The organism is Luteibacter sp. NPDC104163, from assembly GCF_055584245.1.
Map to the genome: position 1 here is coordinate 635,283 of NZ_JBVJMK010000001.1, position 19,077 is coordinate 654,359.

Genomic DNA, 19,077 nt, shown 5'->3' on the forward strand with positions numbered 1-19,077 from the left:
GCGCATGATCGCGGACTGGGCCCTCGACCTCGGGCTTTCCATGATCGCGGATACCGCGGCGGATATGGAGCGGATTCTCGGGCCTTGCGGCACGGAGCCAAGCCAGGGGGACGGCGACGCCATGTTTCGCCTGGCGAAGATTATGACGCCGGCGCCTTATTAGGTTTGCGGAATGGAAGACTCGCCGAGATCTTCAATGCCGACAACGATCTCCGGGATAGGTGGCGCCGATACGGCCACCCTCCGTTCACCCAGACGCGCACAGCCAGTAGCCGTCCTCCGCGTCAGAAGGCCAATCGCTTCGAGCGCCTCGCAGATCTGGGTGTTGAGTGGATGGCGGGCAAGCAGGACCGTGTCGGACAACTGCCGTAATGTTTCAAGCATTTCTGGCGTCATGGCTGGCATAAACTCCCCCTCCCTCAATGTTGCCGCAGCGACGGGGTGTGTGCGCCTCAGTACTTTCCGCAATCGCGGCCCATCACCCGCCCTTCCCGGACCTCCCGGGACACTGCCGCATTCCCCGAGGCCCGCCATGATTCCCACGCCTGCTCCCGTGCGCCCTTCGAACCCTCGCCTTGCCGAACTCCTCGCTAGAATGGCGCTGGAGGGCTACGGGACCCTGCGCGCCCAATGCATCCGCCTTGGCATCCCGGTCGGTGCGCTTCGCAATTACAGCGCCGGATTTTCCCTCCCCGACGAGGTTGCCCGCGATATCGAGTGGATGATGGAGTTACCGGATGGCTGGCTCGATGGGGACCGCACGGCGGCCCCGACCCACCCTGCGTCAAGGGCCCCATTGCCTCAGCTGAAAGCCGGTTGACCTCCGGCTGGTGAACTTGGGGCGCAACATCGCCATTGCACCAATGACACGCTTCGCGCGATTGGCCCCGGGGCGTCGACGACCAAGATGCCTTCTCGACAATCCCATCGACGGCACGTCCCCTTACTCGGCCTTCCGCCCGTGTCCTCAGCGACGCTGAGCTCGGCACTCGAAAACATTGTAGGTGCTTGAGCGGTGTCGGAAAAGTGTATCCATCCTGCGCGGGATCTCGGTCCCTGATCGAAATATCCCGATGTGGGCCTTCGCCACCTCTTCGATCGCCGTCGTCGTCAGCAATGTTGCGGAACCATAAGACTCACGCTGGTGCAGGGCTACCGCGTCCGAACGCAGGACGATGATGTGGTCGGTGCATGCACCGACGAGGCACCCACCCCCGGCCTCGGTGGTTGCCAGGACCGCCCTTAACCAGCCCGAAGGCGTAGTCATACGGCAGCGGTAAGTTCGGTTGCCCCCACTCCAGTCAGGAGGCCGTGTTGCATCTACGCTTACGGCGTTGCGGCGGTATGCATGCGCGAATTCCCCATTTCTTTAAGTACGCGCGTCGTGATGCCTGAATGGAGTGCTCGCAAGTGTGTCCATTCACTTCGCTTCGTCCGCTCGCGCACGAGCCTCAGCGCACGCGACAGCCACCGCCATCTCCGGATCATGGAAGCTCGTAGTGGTCCCGGCATGAACCGGCCCCAGCTCGTGACGGTTGGGATACACCGCCCACGCCGCGATAAAACGGCCGTCAGGGCACCGGTGCGCGAGGTCGACCTCGATTTAGAAGTTGCCATGGGTGAGTAGCATGCGTGAACTTCCGAACCGATTCCAAGCGGCTATCGTGCCGGCCCGTCATTAGGTCGCCATTGCCTGCGCTCGACGGCGACCCGCCATCTTAGCCGCGCGCTCAGCATCTCGCTCATCATCGTAGGGCCCGGTGCTGCCTTCGAACAGCGGAAGAGCGTCAGCGTTTTCTTCGAGGTCCGGCCGCTGGCTGTAAATGAACCAGTGTCCGCACCACTGTTCGCCTTCCCTGGAAGCGGGAAGAGTGACCGTTGATACCCAGAATCCATCAACTGGAAGGGGCAGCGACATGCATGATCTCCCAGTCGGGTTTAGTATCCCACGGTGCGCGCATTCATGCGGTTAAATGTAGAGGCCAGTGTAAAAATCAGGCACCTTGGGATCGCTAACCCGGTTGAGCTACCGGCATCCAGCTCCCGGACCTGGTCTCCTTCACCACATCGACCATCCGCGACCCACCTAGCGCATACGCCAGACCGAGAGCATGCTCCACGGCAAGCCATTCGGACTCAAACGTCTGCGAGCTCGATCCGGCGAGCACCCGCCAGGACCGGGAGTTCATGGCGGGGAAGAAGATGAAAACGCGGCGGCGCGCCTGATCCTTCACTTTCTGCGATGCCGGCGAATTTCGACGCGAACATCCCAAGATGCGGGCCCTACGCTCACCACTGCCTTGCGTAACTCCGCCTCGCTCACGCCCAGCACGCGCGTCCAGTAACGCATATCAGATCGAAGGCAAACGTCTACCTTCGTCACGTCTGCCGGAGCAGCGACGAACAGTTCGGTGGGCATGGGAGCGACCTCTGATGAGGTGCACCTATGACACGTCTAGGGTTACGCTGCTGTGACGGGTCAGATAGACGGTTTCCGGTATCACATCGTCACGGATGTGACGATAAACGAGAGGCGTCACTGGAAGGGAACAGTAAACTACGAGTGTCGTCATCAACGTACGCGCATTGTTGGCGCTCCAACCAGGAGAACGCCATGAGCAACGACGAACGCACCCAGAACCAGCCCAATCGCAATAACGATGCGAAGACGAGCCCGGGGCAACAGCCCAACGACGAGAAGAGCAGCCGCGATAAGGGGCAGGACAACGGCTCACAGGAGCCGTCCCAGAAGTAGTCACCGATATGCCCAGACGGTCGAGCGTCTGGGCCACGTACGTGTTGAGATCAGATGGGAGGGTCGTATGGCGGGTGGAACACCCAAGCGGTCGAACACGCGCGAACGAATCGACCTCACCCGGCGGGACGACGTCCAATATTGGATGAAGGCGCTTGGGATCTCGGAACAGACGCTCACGGCGGCCGTTAAACGCGTGGGCAACTCTTCGGCTGATGTCCTTTGCGAGTTGAGGCGGCGGAAGTCCAGCCGCCGGTGATCTCTCGTTCATCCGTAACGACGACCTAGCCCTAGAGGCGCGCCGGGTGATTCTTCCATCCATCCATCCCGCCGGTGTCCAATAAATGCCCACCCTCGAATCAATGGTAATGATCCACGCGGGGTTGGTGATGGACCTGTTCGCGATCGACGCAGCGACGATCTCTTCTGACTTCGATGAGGCCAGGTTCCTAACGATGGTACTGGCGCAGAACGCAGATTTAGCTGGCTTGACCAAGGTTGCCGAAGCGGCGGCGAGGATGACATTGGCACTTGGCCCCGAGGGCCAATCTCCAGGCGAGGCGTTCGGCCTTTGCCTAATCGAGGTCGAGGAAGCTTTGCGCGCTGCCGACCCAATTCAATAGCAAATCTTCTTCGCACATAATTCGCCGTGTGATATCGGCGACGGGCGTATTGGCCTGGAGAGTTCGCGCTTGCCTAATAGCGCTGAATTGACGGCGATCCGTTCTTGTCGAGCTATCGATGCACGACATGGTCTGGCTCGACGGGCGAAGACTTCCAAACAAAAAAGCCCGGCGGGAATCGTTTGTGTGCTCGCCGGTTCGCCTGGGAGAGGCTAAATCAGGAAGAAATGACTCGTGGATATCCACGTCCTAGAGCCAGCACATCACCCAACAACCCCTTTTCTTGGCCGCTCACTGCCTTCTGCGGTAGCGCTTTCGTGATCATTCATCGATTCCTTTCGGCCGTCGGATCGTCTCTTCCTGGAGCTGAAGCTGCGTCTCGTGAGCCTTTCGCTCAACGAATCGGCGGTTGTACGTTGACGAGGTATCGCAGCGCCATCTCGCTTGGGGCTACCTGCTGCTCTAGTGGACTCGCTCACCCGGGAAATGTAACGTCCGCTGCACGACAGGAGAGAGTGATGTAATGGCGCCTGACCTAACGGTACAGCTGGTGGGCGGGGATTCGACCCTTTCAATATGGGTCCCTGGAGGCATCGCGCTCATAGCTACCATCGTGGGCACCGCTCTCGGTGGATGGCTCTGACGCCGCTCTGCGCATGCCGCCGAGGAGCAGCGCGCAAAGAAAGCTCTTGACTTTGAGCAGTGGCGTTCGTCCGAGAAAGCTCGCACCTTGGCCACGGCGATCGCCGCCGAGGTCGAGTCCACCATCCGAATGATGAATTTTCGTAACTATCTGGGCGAACTAGAGTCGGCGGTGCGCGCCACGACACAAGGGGCAACGTACCTATTTTACTTCAACGTCGGCGATGACTACCTTCTGGTAGCCACGGCTAAGACCCGCACAGCCCAGCCCCAGTGCGAAGACGCGAAGTCCGCTTAAGCCTAACGTACGTGATTGCATCTATGGCTCCTTCCGGCACTGGGCCGGGCGACGCAGATGAATGGGAATCAATGTGACAAATTAGCCGTTGGTCATCTTCAGTGCGGCTTCGGGCAGGCGCTCGCCCTGCACGGGGATCTTCGACACTTCTTCATTGATCGTTTCCAGATCAGCCGTTGTGAGGTGCACACCGAAGGCACCAAGGTTTTCTTCGAGGCGATGAGCCTTGGTCGTGCCAGGGATGGGCACGATCCAGGACTTGCGTGCAAGCAGCCATGCCAAGGCGATCTGCGCCGGCGTCTCGCCTTTCCGATCGCTGAGCCGACGCACCGCGACGGTGATGACGGTGGTTGTGCGGGCCACGCCGAGATTGAGGCGATCATGAAGCGCCCGGCTGAGCGCATCGATGACCTGAGCAAGGTGCTCGGGCCTGACCCGGTGATCCACTATGTTGATCCGTCGACCTGACACCCTACCGACCCGGAGCAGCTGATCGCACAAGGAACGTCAGTCAATGAGGCGGTAAATGCTGTCATGTCAGCGGCCCTGCTCACCTTCTCACCAGTGGCACTCAACGAACGCCGTAACGTGGCGGTCTTCAGCTACGCCTTCGTATGCGGTGGGCTGTGTGGTAGTGGAGGTGTCACGATCATGCGCAAGAAAGGTGGCAAGTGGGAGCCCGATCCACGGTAGTGCGCTCAGTGGATCTCGGAAGCGATGCCGCTGGAAAGTGAATTTTCGCGTCACCCAAAGGTGACCTGGCCGCCTCCACTCTGTAGGGACTACGCAAGGAAAGACCGCACGCGGTCTCAGGAACAGGCCGAAAGCGCACGATTGTTCCTTGCGGCGACCGCTACCCCGGCAAGAATGGACGGGCCCTGATCCGGCCGATTGCCTGGAGCGGCATTCACCTGAATTCAGCCACTTGGGCACATCCCCGCTACCGGTGAACGCTCCACTAGGGGGGGCGCACCCATCGCCGGCGCCACCTTCCGAGCAAGACATTCGTGATCAAGACACTTTTTGCCGCAGTGGCCATATCGGCCGGAACCGTTGCGACGTATGACATCACTGGCATGGACCGGACCGTACGCCCTGGCGACGATTTCTACCTCTATGCTAACGGAGCATGGCAGCGCGACACCCCTGTCCCTCCCGAGGAAGGCGTTGCCCGTGGCGACGCCCTCGCCCGCAAGGTCTCCATCCAGCGCCTGACGTCCATCGTCAACGACGAGGCAAAGCAATCCACTTCCCGGGCCGGAATCCTGTATCGCGCCTACACCGACGAGGCCACGGTCAAACGTCTTGGCCTTGCGCCCGTGATGCCCATGGTCACTGACATCATGGCGCTGCAGACACACGACGATATCGCCGAGGCCATGGCCAGGTTCGCCACGCGCGGCACAGACAGCCCCTTCTCGGGCTACGTTTCCGGGAATGATCGTCATCCGGACCGAAACACGCTCTGGTGGTCAAGCTCGGGCCTTGGCATGGGAGACCGGGGCTACTACCAGCCGGATGGCCCGCGCGGCACGGAGGCCCTCACGGCTTATACCGCCTATGTGGGAAAGCTCCTCACCCTCGCCGGCATCAAGAACCCCTCATCGCTGGCCGGCCGCGTCGTGTCGTTCGAGCGTGAGCTCGCTGCCCCGAAGCCGCCCGAAGCGGGCGAAGTCATCTTCGACGAGGTGTCGCTTGCCGACCTTGAGCGGCGCATGCCAGCGATCCCCTGGAGCCGCGTCGTACACGCGTTCGGCTGGCCCGAGGGGCACCGCATGCGCATTGAGGAGCCGAAGGTGATGGAGGCCCGCATGAACGTCTTCACGCAGGCGCCACTCGAGACGCTGCGCGCCTACCTGGTCGTCCGCATGCTCGACGCCTATGCACCGTACCTGTCCGACAACATCAAGGATGTTGCCTTTGAGTTCAACAAGGGCTTTTTACGCGGCATCAAGGTGCAGAAGCCCCGGGAGGAGATGGGGACCCGTCTTGTCGACGACCTTGTTCCGGACGACATCGAACGGGTCTACGTGGCCCGCTACTTCCCGCCCGAAAGCAAGGCTCGCATCAGCAAACTCGCCGTCGACGTGAAGGCCGCCTTTAGCAGGCGCCTGGCAAACGAAGGCTGGATGGATCCCCAAACGAAGATGCGCGCACTAGCCAAGCTTGCAAACGTCCGCATCGAGATTGGGTATCCCGACGTCTGGAACGATTACACGGGACTCACCTACAGGGAAGGCGACCTTGTCGGCGATGTCATCCGGACGAAGGAATGGAACTGGCGGTACAAGCTCGCCCAACTCGAAAGGCCGGTCGACCGCCGCGAGTGGGATTGCCTCGAGCCCTCCACGGTCAACGCTTGCTCCGACACCGGCCGACTCGTACTGTATTTTCCAGCGGCCTACCTGCAACCGCCGCTCTTCGACCCCGGTTACGATGCGGCCGACGTCTATGGCCGCATCGGCTCAACCATCGGCCACGAGCTTACCCACCAGTTTGACCCGAATGGTGCCACAGTAGACGAGAATGGGGTCCGGAACCCGTGGTGGCCGGATTCGGTGCAGGCCTCGTTTGCGGCACGCACAAAAGGTCTTGAGGAGCAATACAGCCAGTACGGGGTGGCGCAGGGCCTCCACGTCGATGGCAAGCGGACGATCGGCGAGAACACCGCCGACCTCGGCGGCCTGAACATCGCATTCGACGCATTCCGCACTTCCCTGGCCAGCAAGGAGCTGCCCGTCATTGACGGTTTGACCGGTAACCAGCGCTTCTTTATCGCCTATGCCGAAAGCCAGCGGGTCAAGTTTAGTGATGCCCGCCTTCGTGCCCAACTGCTCAACGACCACGCGCCAGGCCACGAACGGGCGTTCGAGGTCCGCAACGTCGACGCCTGGTACGACGCGTTCGATGTCAAACCTGGCGACACGCTTTACCTCGCACCAAGCGACCGCATAAGGATCTGGTAGCGCTGACTCGTTACGTCCATGACGCAATCCCGATGCGTTACCCGTCCATCATGCTGATGCCTGCGTCGACGCAGGCCGGTTCCGCGTCGTGGGACTAACGAAGTAGAGGCCACCATCCATTTGCGCGGTGCTTTCCGAAACTGGCCTGACAGTGCTGGAGATTTTAGGGTATGGCGAGGGGGAATGGAGCCCGGATCAGGCGACAAGCCGAAGGGGAAGGCATGACCCTAGACCCTCCACCGAGGCTGTCCCGCGTAGCGGCGCTCTGCCCGCGGTTGCCGCCCCCATCACTACCCGCCGCTTTCACCTGCCGTGGGCCGCGCTTGCCTGAAGGCACTGACCCGGCGCGCCTGGCTGGCAGGGCACTCAATCCCACGGGTCTATGCCCCGTCTACCCGCTCGTTTGGGCATTCATCCCGGGCACGTTTACCGTGCGGACCATTTGTCATCTCGGGCGGGCACTTATCGTATCGCCGTGCACAAGGTCTTCCGCGCGAGAATCTACGGCATGTCCTCGACCTAGACCTTCGGCGTCCTCTCCACACTCCCTTTACCCTGGGTGAGACGCTGGGCGGACGGAGCACCAGCCTTAGAGCACACAGGATCAAGCTTCAACACGGCGCGAGCATCGCCATCATCGGCCATGATACAAATTCCACGAGCCCCACTAACCACTCAGCTCGCTTGCCCCTGCACCTCGACATTCGTAGTATCGAGGCCAGCCGATCGCGAAAATCCCGAACATGCCCGCCAATTTGTCAGGACAATGCAGCCATGACGATGCCGGATGAACGAACTAGGGCCCTCATCTGGGGAGGTGGCTTCTTAATCGAGCTCGCGCGCGACGAAAGTCTGCCACTCGCGATCAGGCGGCGGGCCGTGATGATTGCGCGGCACTTCCCCACCATAGAGCAGGTATCGCCAACAGAAGTAGATCGTCAGGCGACCGCCCTAGACGACACGCCCAATGGCCCGTCCGGGTTGCAGGCCTGGGCCCAGGATTGCACGTTTGGCCCTCTTCGTTACTCCACTCAGTTGGAATGGCCTGACGAGCTGAACGAATGATGGCCACACTGTTCCATTAGATTGAACCGCCTTCCGCACTTCGGACCACGGCGACCTTGTTTCCATGTGCGCGAGCTAAACCAGCGGTGAGATACGGCGGCGCGTCCGATGCACCTCGGCGAAGCGTTCCAGAAACGTGGCCATGGCTCCCCGAAAGCGCAATGCCTCGGCGGGCAAGGCCACTCCCAGATCCCGGGAGATGTCGGTGGCGTATCGAATCTGAGCTTCCGTGGGCAGCTTAAGATCCGCATCCAGGCATTCGGCCAGACTCGCGGCAAAGCATTGGGCGAGCCTTTCGTAAAGCTGCTCCACCCCATCAGTCGTAGTCGCGCGACCAAATTGGACGATCCAAGCCTCGCGGACGAAATCTTCTATGGGAATGGGGATGCCGGGATCATCGTCGAGTATGAGTTGGATAGTCATGCGGGGCCCTCCCGCGGGTCAAAGCGCGCGGTTGCAGCCGATACTACGAAACTCGTAGTATCGGCTGCAAGGCGAAGTTACGAATCTCGTAGGTCCTTCCTACCGGTTCGGAACATGGCACAAGAGCAGGACATTCGGCTGGTCTTCCAGCGTCGCCTCAAAGCGGCACGGGAACGCCTCCATCTTTCGCAGAAAGAACTTGGCATTCGGGCAGGTTTAGATCAATTCGTGGCCAGCACGCGCATCAACCGGTAGCTGCAAGCGCTCAAACTGCGATCAGGCAGCCAACGGATAGCCAGCAATCACAGGCAAATGCGACCGCTACCCAACAGCCGTCGGTTGCGCTGCTCCTCGCGGACTCTCAAGCGGACTCCGGGACACCTCTTCCGTTGTTCGGCGACGACCCAGCAGACAAGAAGACACAGCAATGCAAGTGCGGCACCAAGCAAATTACGTGTAAAAAGGATCAACTGTGCGATTGCACCGGCCCCAGCCCAAAATGCAAGTAGCGGATCCTTGCGCGCCGCTGTCGTCGTGCTAGACCGGTCTCGACACTCGGAGCCGGCGAGAACCGGAAGACCACGGCCAGGACAACGCTGGCCGTGGCTGGAGTTACCGATCAGGACGGCTGAAAGGAGCGCCTCGGGCGTCGTTTGCTGGATTTAAGGTCGGCTACCCGCGAGTTGGGGTTGGACCTACGTAGACACGCATCCTCCGGATCGGGTGCCGACGTAGATTGAAGATGCGTGCCTAACCGCTCACCAGGGTAGGACTTGAATGCTCTCGGGTCGGCTGCGTACCCCTCTCCCAAACTCCGTCAAGGTGACCCCATGTCCACTTGACGCATACCGAGACTTAGACCCTCTGGCAGCTCATGCGCCAACGCAATGAGCATAGGGCTGTGCGCCATCACCACGCCGTTGGTCAGCACGGCGTAGGACGGAAACCATCGCAGATCGTCTATATCAAATTCATAAACCAGGCGAGCGCTTGGGGTTCCCCGCGCTTCGAGGCAATCCACAACGCTCATCGCCTCCGCTGTGGCCGCCGACAACTGCTCATGAGCCCGATAGTGCGCTTCCGCTCGCTTACCACGTATGAGGAACGACACTTGGCACTCGCCATGGGTCGTGTCCATTACGACGACCGGCGCCTTCAGAGTCCGGGATCGGTCGAGCGTGCCCTTCAACCAGCCGTGGATGGCGCCATAGACATCCTTCCCGGCCTCGGTGGCAATAGCCTTGGTGAAGGGATTGAAGAGCAACGCGCCTAGATAGAGCCCTATGCGTATCAGTTCCTGATCGGTTTGAGCCGCGTTATACGACATGGTCGTTAACTGCACCGGCACAGGTGCTTCGCTCGTGACCTCTTCGATCCAACCGTCGGGGAAGTCCCGCGGATCAGTCATCATCTCGATGTGCGGATTTTCAGGCGGGGTGGGCATCACCGATACTGCCTTGGCATCGCCCGCCAGTTCCGAGAACGCGCGCACTCCCTCTCGGGCGTAGTAGCCAATCACGGCCGCAACGAATGCGCGACCATCGGGCGATCGAAAGGCCTGCACGTCGAGCACTTGGCCCACCGGCCGTCCGGGGTCGTGGTTTGCAAACATCATGAGTGGGTCTAGGCGAATGCTGGCGACCAAAGCGATCGGGTCCGCTTCGACCCGCAATGCCCCGGACGCGCTGCGTTCGTCGCTCCAGACCACGGCCGACGCAACCTGAGCATACCGTGGGCGGCCATACCTAGCCATGGCAGCGTCAACCCACGCGCGCGCTTCCGGCGTTCCATCTAATAGGCTCGTCATCGCTACTCCCCTGATCATGAGAAGTGATCACAACAGGCGCGCGTCTCCAGTGCAAGCCTTTCGAGCCTCCCCCAGCCCCTTGCTCGCGCACGCGGGCATTGTGCTCGTCGACCCGTCGGGACAGCTCGTAGTTGAAGTGATGCCGAAAAGCATGCGGGTGAAGCTCGGCGAACGCGGGGTCAACGGAACGCATCTTCCCCTGACCTGACTTCCCAAGGCCGTCTGCGACAGCGGCTGCCCGAAGGTCGCTCCCTTCTTGTGCGAGACAAGCAGGTAGCCGAACCGTCCTAGGCCACATGTCGATGCATGAAGGCGTCGAATAACGGCACGGTAAACGCAATCAGCCCATGCTCCGGCGAGTAGATCATGCCCTTCTTGATAAGGCTGTCGCGCACGGAACCCAGGGGTGCATGTCGGCTGTGCCTATTTCGTCTTGGTCCATGGCACCACGGTTGGCCATGCAAGGCCGAATCTAGTCGCCCACTAGCGACAGAGCATGCTCAATCCTTGCCCTCGCCGATGCGCTTAATCGCTTGACGCCAAAAAGCCTCGCCAGCTCGACAGCGCGGTCATTGCCGCTCACCGCTCCAGCCGCAATACGCAACTCCTGCATGGGCACTTCTTCGATCGACCGTGCGTCGCCGGTTTCGCTGGGCCCACGGTAGACGCGCCAGTCGCCCTTCGCCGCCTTATTCATCCACACGAACGATCCATCAATGGGGTCCGCCTCCATGTGGTGGTGTTCGTCGGCTAGCTCGAGGACTCGCTCTCTGATAAGACGGCCCGCGCGCTGGAAACCATGCAGGCGCGCGACCCGCTGCACCAGAAGTGTGTCGAGGATCGGCGCTTCGTGCTCTAGAACGCGTCGGATGATCTGGCGGAGAGTCGAGTCGTATTCGGGCGTATAGAAGTTCTCCGGACTGACAGATCTGGCGAGGTCGCCGATATCAGTCATAACGTAACCTGCGCGTTCACCGATGGCGGGTGTGACTTCGAACCGCTTGGTCACGAGCGCCGGGGCATCGTCCGTACTTACATCCGCAGCCGTGACCTCGACAGGCTCCGTCGGGGCCGCTACGACGGCGGCGGGAGCCTCCAGTCGCGACCTCTCAAGCATCTCTACGATTCCCATGTGGAGTCGGCCGAGCGCGCCTTCCTTATCAACCCACCACTCAGTTGACCATACGCGGAGCAGCTTCCACCCCAGTCCTTCCAGGATCGCGCCACGCACCTTGTCCCGGTCCCGGGCCGTAGCAGCGCTGTGATAGGTGGCGCCGTCACATTCCACACCCACGAGGTAATCACCAGGGCGGTCTGGGTGCACGATGCCAAGGTCGATGCGGAAACGGGAGACGCCGATCTGCGGAACAACATCCCAGCCCTTTGCACGCAGGCCGTCAGCCACATAGCGTTCGAACGGGGAATCATAGCCGCCGACCGATCCGCGTACGGCCTCTGCCAAGGCGCGGGGCCCACGCTGGGCGAATTCAATGAAATGCCTGAGGTCTGCGACGGCTCTGGCGGATGTGCGGTTCAGATCGATCATTGAGGGATCGAACGACGTGAATACGAGCATCTCTCGACGGGCGCGGGTCACGGCCACGTTCAGTCGCCGCCAGCCCCCGTCCTTGTTCAGCGGGCCGAAGTTCATAGACATGACATTGGCGCCGGGCGTCGTCGGACCGTAGCCGATACCCAGCATGATGACGTCGCGCTCGTCGCCCTGAACCGTTTCAAGATTCTTGACGATGACGGGCTCGGCCAGCTCGTGTTGGAAGAATCGTTCGATCGCTGGGTGCTTCTGGCGAGCAAGATCCAGCAGATCGTTCACCAGCTTTTGCTGGTCGCTATTGAGCGTGATGATGCCGATGGTCTGACCCGAGGCGACGAAGGCCGGGTCGGTGAGACGCTTAACCGTCTCGGCCACGAGTGCCTCGGCTTCGCGCTGGTTGTTGCGGCCCTTGCCCTTGGCATAGACACCCTCGACACGGCGCCATTCAACGGCGCTCGGGCGTGTCTCCGCGGCCGGGAACGTGATCAGCTCGCCGTCGTAGTACTGGTGATTCGAGAACGCAATAAGGCTTTCGTGGCGGCTGCGGTAATGCCACGTCAGGCGATGGCTCGGCACACCAGCGCCGAGGCATTCATCGAGGATGCTTTCCAGGTCTTCGGATGTGTCGTCTTCATCCGCGGTGGTCGCGCGATTGAAGAAGCTGGTCGGGGGCATCTGGCGCGGATCGCCGGCGATTACCACCTGCTTGCCGCGCGCAATCGAGCCAATCGCGTCCCACGGGGAGATCTGCGATGCTTCATCGAAGATCACCAGATCGAATGCCGCCTGATCGGCTGGCAGATACTGTGCGATGGAGAGGGGGCTCATGAGCATGCAAGGCGCGAGCTTCGCCAGGGCGTCGCCCATTTCGACAGCGAGCTGTCGCACCGGCTTATGCCGCCTGGACTTCTGCAACTCGTGCTTCAGGATGCCGTAGCCACTGCTCTTCGGGACATCGTTCTTAGCCGGAATGCTGCCACTGAGCTTCGTGCGGATGTAGCGCACCGTCAGCTTTGCCACTGCCTCGTCGAGTCGTTTGAAGGCCTGGATCTCGTTTGCATGTTCGGCGGCCACGAAACCTCGCAGCAGTGGCTCCGCATCGATCGACACGCTGGCAAACCAACGGGCGTAGGCCGCTTCGAACATGTCGACAGCCGTATCCGACATCGGGGCGCCGGCCTGTATGGCATCCACGATCGGCCGAAGTCCGAGCTCGACGGCTTCGTCCCGAACGCGGCACCAGTCACACCATGCCTTTAGTTGGCGCTCCTGACGGATGACCGCCTGGCACGACTCGTAGAGTTGGTTCAGATCCGCATTGGGATCAAGATCCGACCCGGTGAGCTTGGCAAACGAGGCGAGCTCATCCTTGTAATGCTCAAAGGTGGTCTTCAGATGAGTGGCGGAGCCTGCGACGCTGCCGTCGGCGCCTAGCAATTCGTTGCCGTCTACGAGCAGCGTTCCCGCTGCCTTGCGTAGCTCGACCAGATGTTCGGGAGACTTGGCCAGCGCGACGAGTGCGGCGCGGATGTTCGCACCGAGGTCCAGCGCCGATTTCAGCCTCAAGACGTCGGTGGACAGGCCGTTCCAGCCGGGTAGGGCAGCGAGGTCCGCATGGAGGGCGTCGACCTCCTTGATGAGCCGCTGTAGCTCGCCGAGCTTGGGCAGATCAGCGTCTACGTCCGGGAGGGCCTGGCTTGATGCTGTCTGTGCCAGTGCCTTGGCGACCCGCTTTTTGGCCAGGGTAGCCAGGAACCAGAACTTCGAGCCTGCCTCAGCCCATTCACTGCCAACGCGTGCAACGTCGATCCTGCGAACAGCTTCCTCGGCGTACCGAACCGAAAGCGACTGCTCGGTCACTTTGTACGACTTGATCAGGTCCAGGGCTTTTGTGGCGCTAGCTTGCAATGTATTGAACGTAGGGGCGAAGACAAAACGCAGATCTACGCCGTAGGCATCCGTAAGCAGGCGGGTAAAGGCGATCAGTAGACCGACGCCGGCCTGGTCGCTCTCGGTGATAGGCAGGCGAGTGGCCTGTACCGCCTTGTGCACATCCGCGCGGCATGCATCGATGGCCGCGGCCAACGTCCGGGCCCCGGACACCGTGGCTTCCTGCCACCCGTTGGACCAGTCTCGAGTCTTGAGCAAGGCCAGGCCAGTGGACTCCGCCAGGACGGGCCGGTTGAGGTCGAGTCGGCTAGCGACCGAACGAAGGTGGGCTAGCTCATCTCCGGAGTGGTGAGTGGTCGAGGACCACGCCAGGCGTGGGGTCGCCGGTGTAGCGTCACGTACGGCGCGCCCGATGGCCTGATGAATGGTCATGCCATTCGACTGGCGATGGTGAAGGACGGCGACCAGCCCATTGAGTCGGTCGCGCAGCAGCTTGAGCTTTTCAGCCTCGCTTTGCCATTCTTCGTCCGACAGAAGGTCGCGTGTGTCCCATGCGCGATCCAACTGTTTCAGGACCTCTGCCTTGGAGGCCTTGCTCGAATGGAGCTCGAGACAGAATTCGCCTAAACCACGCTCGTCCAGACGGCGTTTCACCACATCAAGGGCCGCCATCTTCTCCGCCACGAAAAGCACGCGCCGGCCCAGGGCCAGGTTGTGCGCAATCATGTTGGCGATCGTCTGCGACTTGCCCGTTCCGGGCGGTCCATCAAGAACGAAGCTATGGCCAGATGCCGATGCGACCACCGCGGCGACCTGCGATGAATCCGCAGGCAAGGGAATGAAGAGATCGCTGGGCTTTACCCGGTGGTCGAGCGAGTGAGGCTGCGGAAAATCGCCTGGCGATGCAAACGATCCACCTTCCTCGCGCTTCGCCAGCAGGTGTTTTACCAGGGGGCTTTCGAGCAGGTGATCAGTGCGATCGGAGAGGTCCTTCCACATCAGGTACTTCGCGAACGAGAACGTGCCGAGAACTAGCTCGGGCGTTAACTCGAAACCTTGGATATCGCGCACAGCATGGCGCACGGTGTTCCAGATACCGTTCACGTCGATGCCGCTTTCGTCCGCCGGGAGATCGCCAGCCAGGCCGGGAATATTCAGCTCGAAATCGTGGCGAAGCAGCTCCAGGAGCGTGAGATTGAAGCGCGGCTCTTCGTCCAGCATGGTCATGACGACCCCGGATAGCGCGCTCTTACGCTCTAGCCCTACCGGGACAAGGATGAGCGGTGCCGAGTAGGTCTTGGGATCATCGGCCGCCTTCTTCCATTTCAGGAATCCGAGCGCGAGGTAAAGAGTGTTTGCGCCGCCTTCGTCGAGATCGCTGCGTGCTTTGCGGTACATATCGACCAGCGCCGCTTCGAGCTTTGCTTTCTCAAGGGTGGCGAGCACTTCTGATCGGTCTAGCGCATTGCGCGCGTATTCGTCCCGCAGATTTTCCCGGCTCTGCTGTTCATACAGAGCGGCGTCGCGGCCCCCTGCTGACAAATCAGGCACCGGAACGATGCGGATCCGCTTGCCTTCCGCCAGGCGATCCTCGAGAGCGGCCGGGTCGGGGCAGATCAGCCGAATGGCTTTTGCGCTTTCAGGCACATGGAGCAGACGATTTCGGGTGGTCAGATCCAGCAGCTTGCGTCGCCAGAGCTCCAGCTTGCCAGCCGGCGTATCGGGCGCGACCGTGGACTCCATGTCGAAGGGCGGCAACGGCGGCGCGTTCTCCAGGGCTTCGATGGCTGCGCCGCTTTCGAGGCCCGACTCTGGCGCAGGAACGCCCGAGCCAAGCGCGAGTGGCCGGATGCGTTGCATGCGTGCGCGCTGCACATCCATCGCCGCGATGAAGTCTTCGTCGGTGATCTGTCGCGTTGCATGCTCCACCGCCACGCTGAAACCTGGTGCGTGGGCATTCGTGACGAGTGTCGTCTCGAAGACGACGATATCTTTGAGCTCAACGCGCTTTCGGACTGCGGCGGCTTCGTCCGTAAGCACGCTCGCGAATTCCTGGGGCTGCAGCCAGGCGCCAACGAACGCGTGACCTTTGGTCAGGATGATTAGGGGATTCATGCTTGCCTGCTCGATCGCGGCGGCGAAGAGCAATGCGGTGTCGAGGCAGGTGGCTACGCCTCCCGAAAGGACGCCAGAAGGCGTTCTCACTTTCTGGCCCACTGCCTCGAAGCTAGCGGGCGGGAGGGCATAACTCAGCTTGAGTCCACATACGGCCGACCAGATAGCCGACACCAACTCCCAGCTACGCGTACGGGAACGACTCTCGTATCCGTCGATGGCATCCTTCTTACCCGCGCGGCGCAGGACGTTCGACGCTTCCTTAAGAACGCGATCCACGGCGGGATCGTTCGGCATGACGAACGCGGCGAGCAGGTTCGACATGGCACTGAGACCGCCCCATTGGTTCTTCGGGAGCAACTCAATAGGGAAGTTCGCTGTCGCGATCTCAGTCTCGCCCTGGCTGAGCGTGATCTGGACGCTGGCTACAACGCTTTCTGAAACGTCGTGCAGGAACGACGGGAATAGCTTTACGTCACGATCGGTGATCCGGACGGTGTCGCCCGGACCCAGATGATCCAGGCGCCACGTCTTGGTCTCGAGGAACGGTAGGTCCGCTACCAGTTGCAGCGTCAGACCTTCGAGCGCTTCGGTGCCCTGATTCGTGACTGCCAAGTCGCGCAGCAGGGGCACGGCGTTCTGGTGGGAGGCGAAACCGGTCTTAAGCGACACGGTGGCTTCGATGACGACATCCATTTGCGCGGTGCTCCCCGGAACTGGCCTGACAGTGCCGGAGATTTTAGGGTATGGCGAGGGGGAATGGAGCCCGGATCAGGCGACAAGCCGAAGGGGAAGGGATGACCCTAGACACTCCACCGAGGCTGTCCCGCGTAGCGATGTTCTGCCCGCGGTTGCCGCCCCCGTCACTACCCGCCGCTTTCACCTGCCGTGGCCGCGCTTGCGTGAAGGCACTGACCCGGCGCTTCTGGCTGGCGGGCAATCACGGATCTATGCCCGGCTATCTGCTCGTTTGGGCTTTCATGCCGGGCACGTTTTGGCGTGCCGGCCATTTGTCATCTCAGGCGGCACTTATCGTATCGCCACGCGCCAGGACTTCCGCGCGAGAATTTACGGCATATCCTCGACTTAGACCTTCGGCGTCCTCTCCACGCTCCCTGGACCCTGAGTGAGGAGCTGGGCGGGCGGAGCACCAGCCTTGAAGAGCACACAGGATAAAGCTGCAACACGGCGCGAGCGTCGCCATCACCGGCCATGATGCAAATTCCACGAGCCCCACTAACCACTCAGCTCGCTTGCCCCTGCACCACGGCATTCGTAGTATCGAGGCCAGTCGAGCGCGAGAATCCCACACATGCTCGCGAATTGGTCAGGACAACGCAGCCATGACGATGCCGGATGAACGAACTAGGGCCCTCATCTGGGGCGGTGGCTTCTTAATTGAGCTCGCGCGCGACGAAAGGCTGCCACTCGCGATCAGGCAGCGGGCTGTGATGATCGCGCGGCACTTCCCCACCATAGAGCAGGTGTCGTCAACAGAAGTGGTTCGTCAGTCGACCGCCATTGGCGACACGCCCAATAGCCCGTCCGGATTGCAGGCCTGGGCCCAGGATTGCACGTTTGGCCCTCTTCGTAATTCCACTCAGATGGAATGGCCAGACGAGCTGAACGAATGATGACCACACTGTTCCATTAGATTGCTGAGGCTAACCGCCTTCCGCACTTCGCAGCACGGCGACCTTGTTACCTCGTTCGCGAGCTAGACCGGCGGTGAGATACGGCGGCGCGTCCGATGCACCTCGGCGAAGCGCTCCAGAAACGTGGCCATGGCTCCCCGAAAGCGCAACGCCTCCGCGGGCAAGGTCACCCCTAGATCCCTGGAGATGTCCGTGGCGTATCGGATTTGAGCATCCGTAGGCCGCTTAAGGTCCGCATCCAGGCATTCAGCCAAACTGGCGGCGAAGCACTCGGCAAGCCTCTCGTATAGCTGCTCCACCCCCTTAGCAGAGGTCGCGCGACCAAACTGGACTGCCCAAGCCTCGCGGACGAAATCGTCAACGGGAATGGGGATGCCGGGATCATCGTCGACTATGAGCTGGATAGCCATGCGGGGGCCCTCCCGCGGGGCAAAGCGCGCGGTTGCAGCCGATACTACGAAACTCGTAGTATCGGCTGCAAGGCGAAGTTACGAATCTCGTAGGTCCTTCCTACCGGTTCGGAACATGGCACATGAGCAGGACATTCGGCTGGTCTTCCAGCGCCGCCTCAAAGCGGCACGGGAACGCCTCCATCTTTCTCAGAAAGAACTCGGCATTCGGGCAGGTTTGGATCCATTCGTGGCCAGCACGCGCATCAACCGGTACGAGCTAGGCGTCCACGAGCCGGACATGGCGACGGTCGAGCGCCTTGCGCGCGCTATGGGGGTGCCGTCCGCCTACCTGTTCGCCAGCGACGAGCGTCTGGCCCGGATGATCCTGGCGTTCGAAAAGATGTCGGTGGCGGAGAAAGACAAACTTCTCAAAGTCCTTGAGACTCCCTGACCTAACGGTCCGTCTAACGTTATGGGTGACGCCCATGTGGCGCAGCATTGCGTCGCTCTTACACTTATCTGCACCGCTATTCGGGGGCTGTTCCCACCCGCCGATGTCGCCCCCACCCAGCGGAAGCCCGAGGCCAACAAGTCCGCCACGGCGCACATTCTCATGTTCGGCAAACGTTTGCGCGCTGTCGACGTGGCAAACGATGAGCTAGACCGTGCAACGTCCACCGTCCGCAGGGAAGTCACACACTAACCGACGTAGCATGTGGCGAACATCAGGTCACCGAAACAGGCTCTCATTCGGCCGAGCGATGGGATACCTTACGGCGATCGCGCCGCATCACCTCCCGCTTCTCCTCTTCGTCAGCTTGCTTACCCACGTACCACTGAAGGAGGAGGAAGAAGAACGCGAGACTCAAGCCCACGATAGCCAACGCCATAAAA

General features: G+C 61.2%; 16 protein-coding genes and 2 pseudogenes. 9 read left to right on the top strand and 9 right to left on the bottom strand.

The features are described 5' to 3' along the window. Positions 1-159: 159 nt before the first annotated feature. The 4 genes from ACZ6YI_RS02830 to ACZ6YI_RS02845 form a co-directional block, all read right to left on the bottom strand. Positions 160-405 (bottom strand): hypothetical protein, encoded by a 246-nt coding sequence (locus ACZ6YI_RS02830; RefSeq protein WP_465777324.1) that lies wholly within the window; start codon positions 403-405, stop codon positions 160-162. Positions 406-967: 562 nt separating this feature from the next. Continuing rightward, on the bottom strand, positions 968-1,267 hold the full coding sequence (locus tag ACZ6YI_RS02835) for an AbiV family abortive infection protein (protein WP_465777325.1): 300 nt from the start codon (positions 1,265-1,267) through the stop codon (positions 968-970). Between the two features lie 411 nt (positions 1,268-1,678). Next, the gene (locus tag ACZ6YI_RS02840) at positions 1,679-1,918 is read right to left on the bottom strand and encodes a hypothetical protein (protein WP_465777326.1); all 240 of its coding nucleotides are present in this window, start codon (positions 1,916-1,918) and stop codon (positions 1,679-1,681) included. 312 nt (positions 1,919-2,230) lie between these two features. Beyond that, a complete protein-coding gene (locus tag ACZ6YI_RS02845; protein ID WP_465777327.1) occupies positions 2,231-2,419 on the bottom strand; it encodes a DUF3606 domain-containing protein in 189 nt (62 codons plus the stop codon). A gap of 195 nt (positions 2,420-2,614) precedes the next feature. Here ACZ6YI_RS02845 and ACZ6YI_RS02850 point away from each other — a divergent pair, with 195 nt between their 5' ends. The 4 genes from ACZ6YI_RS02850 to ACZ6YI_RS02865 all read left to right on the top strand — a co-directional run bounded on the left by ACZ6YI_RS02850 (position 2,615) and on the right by ACZ6YI_RS02865 (position 4,318). After that, positions 2,615-2,755, top strand: coding sequence for a hypothetical protein (locus ACZ6YI_RS02850; protein WP_465777328.1), 141 nt, complete (start codon positions 2,615-2,617; stop codon positions 2,753-2,755). Between the two features lie 67 nt (positions 2,756-2,822). Then, positions 2,823-3,014 carry a DUF3606 domain-containing protein gene (locus ACZ6YI_RS02855; protein ID WP_465777329.1) on the top strand — a complete coding sequence of 64 codons (192 nt, stop codon included), beginning with the start codon at positions 2,823-2,825 and terminating at the stop codon, positions 3,012-3,014. 85 nt (positions 3,015-3,099) lie between these two features. Continuing rightward, positions 3,100-3,378: a hypothetical protein gene (locus tag ACZ6YI_RS02860; RefSeq protein ID WP_465777330.1), complete on the top strand. Its 279-nt coding sequence runs from the start codon at positions 3,100-3,102 to the stop codon at positions 3,376-3,378. Positions 3,379-4,108: 730 nt separating this feature from the next. Continuing rightward, a complete protein-coding gene (locus ACZ6YI_RS02865) occupies positions 4,109-4,318 on the top strand; it encodes a hypothetical protein (protein ID WP_465777331.1) in 210 nt (69 codons plus the stop codon). 81 nt (positions 4,319-4,399) lie between these two features. On the opposite strand, the pseudogene ACZ6YI_RS02870 reads toward ACZ6YI_RS02865, so the two are convergent. Continuing rightward, a pseudogene (locus tag ACZ6YI_RS02870) lies at positions 4,400-4,624 on the bottom strand (aldo/keto reductase); the annotation flags it as partial. A gap of 701 nt (positions 4,625-5,325) precedes the next feature. Between ACZ6YI_RS02870 and ACZ6YI_RS02875 the strand changes: the two are divergent. Beyond that, complete coding sequence (locus ACZ6YI_RS02875; protein WP_465777332.1) at positions 5,326-7,284, top strand: M13 family metallopeptidase; 1,959 nt, start codon at positions 5,326-5,328, stop codon at positions 7,282-7,284. 774 nt (positions 7,285-8,058) lie between these two features. After that, positions 8,059-8,349, top strand: coding sequence for a BPSL0761 family protein (locus tag ACZ6YI_RS02880; protein ID WP_465777333.1), 291 nt, complete (start codon positions 8,059-8,061; stop codon positions 8,347-8,349). A gap of 75 nt (positions 8,350-8,424) precedes the next feature. Here ACZ6YI_RS02880 and ACZ6YI_RS02885 read toward each other — a convergent pair whose 3' ends face one another. After that, complete coding sequence (locus ACZ6YI_RS02885; RefSeq protein WP_465777334.1) at positions 8,425-8,772, bottom strand: hypothetical protein; 348 nt, start codon at positions 8,770-8,772, stop codon at positions 8,425-8,427. 114 nt (positions 8,773-8,886) lie between these two features. Here ACZ6YI_RS02885 and ACZ6YI_RS02890 point away from each other — a divergent pair. After that, positions 8,887-9,024, top strand: a pseudogene (locus ACZ6YI_RS02890) (helix-turn-helix domain-containing protein); the annotation flags it as partial. 565 nt (positions 9,025-9,589) lie between these two features. On the opposite strand, the gene ACZ6YI_RS02895 reads toward ACZ6YI_RS02890, so the two are convergent. After that, a complete protein-coding gene (locus ACZ6YI_RS02895) occupies positions 9,590-10,480 on the bottom strand; it encodes a hypothetical protein (protein WP_465777335.1) in 891 nt (296 codons plus the stop codon). A gap of 571 nt (positions 10,481-11,051) precedes the next feature. Next, positions 11,052-16,832, bottom strand: a complete 5,781-nt coding sequence (locus ACZ6YI_RS02900; protein ID WP_465777336.1) for a DUF3320 domain-containing protein — start codon at positions 16,830-16,832, stop codon at positions 11,052-11,054. A 647-nt stretch (positions 16,833-17,479) separates the two neighbouring features. On the opposite strand from ACZ6YI_RS02900, the gene ACZ6YI_RS02905 reads away from it, so the two are divergent. Continuing rightward, positions 17,480-17,770, top strand: a complete 291-nt coding sequence (locus ACZ6YI_RS02905; protein ID WP_465777337.1) for a BPSL0761 family protein — start codon at positions 17,480-17,482, stop codon at positions 17,768-17,770. An 83-nt stretch (positions 17,771-17,853) separates the two neighbouring features. Here ACZ6YI_RS02905 and ACZ6YI_RS02910 read toward each other — a convergent pair whose 3' ends face one another. Then, a complete protein-coding gene (locus ACZ6YI_RS02910) occupies positions 17,854-18,201 on the bottom strand; it encodes a hypothetical protein (RefSeq protein ID WP_465777338.1) in 348 nt (115 codons plus the stop codon). A 115-nt stretch (positions 18,202-18,316) separates the two neighbouring features. Between ACZ6YI_RS02910 and ACZ6YI_RS02915 the strand changes: the two genes are divergently transcribed. Next, positions 18,317-18,634 carry a helix-turn-helix domain-containing protein gene (locus ACZ6YI_RS02915; RefSeq protein WP_465777339.1) on the top strand — a complete coding sequence of 106 codons (318 nt, stop codon included), beginning with the start codon at positions 18,317-18,319 and terminating at the stop codon, positions 18,632-18,634. The last annotated feature ends 443 nt before the right edge of the window (positions 18,635-19,077 follow it).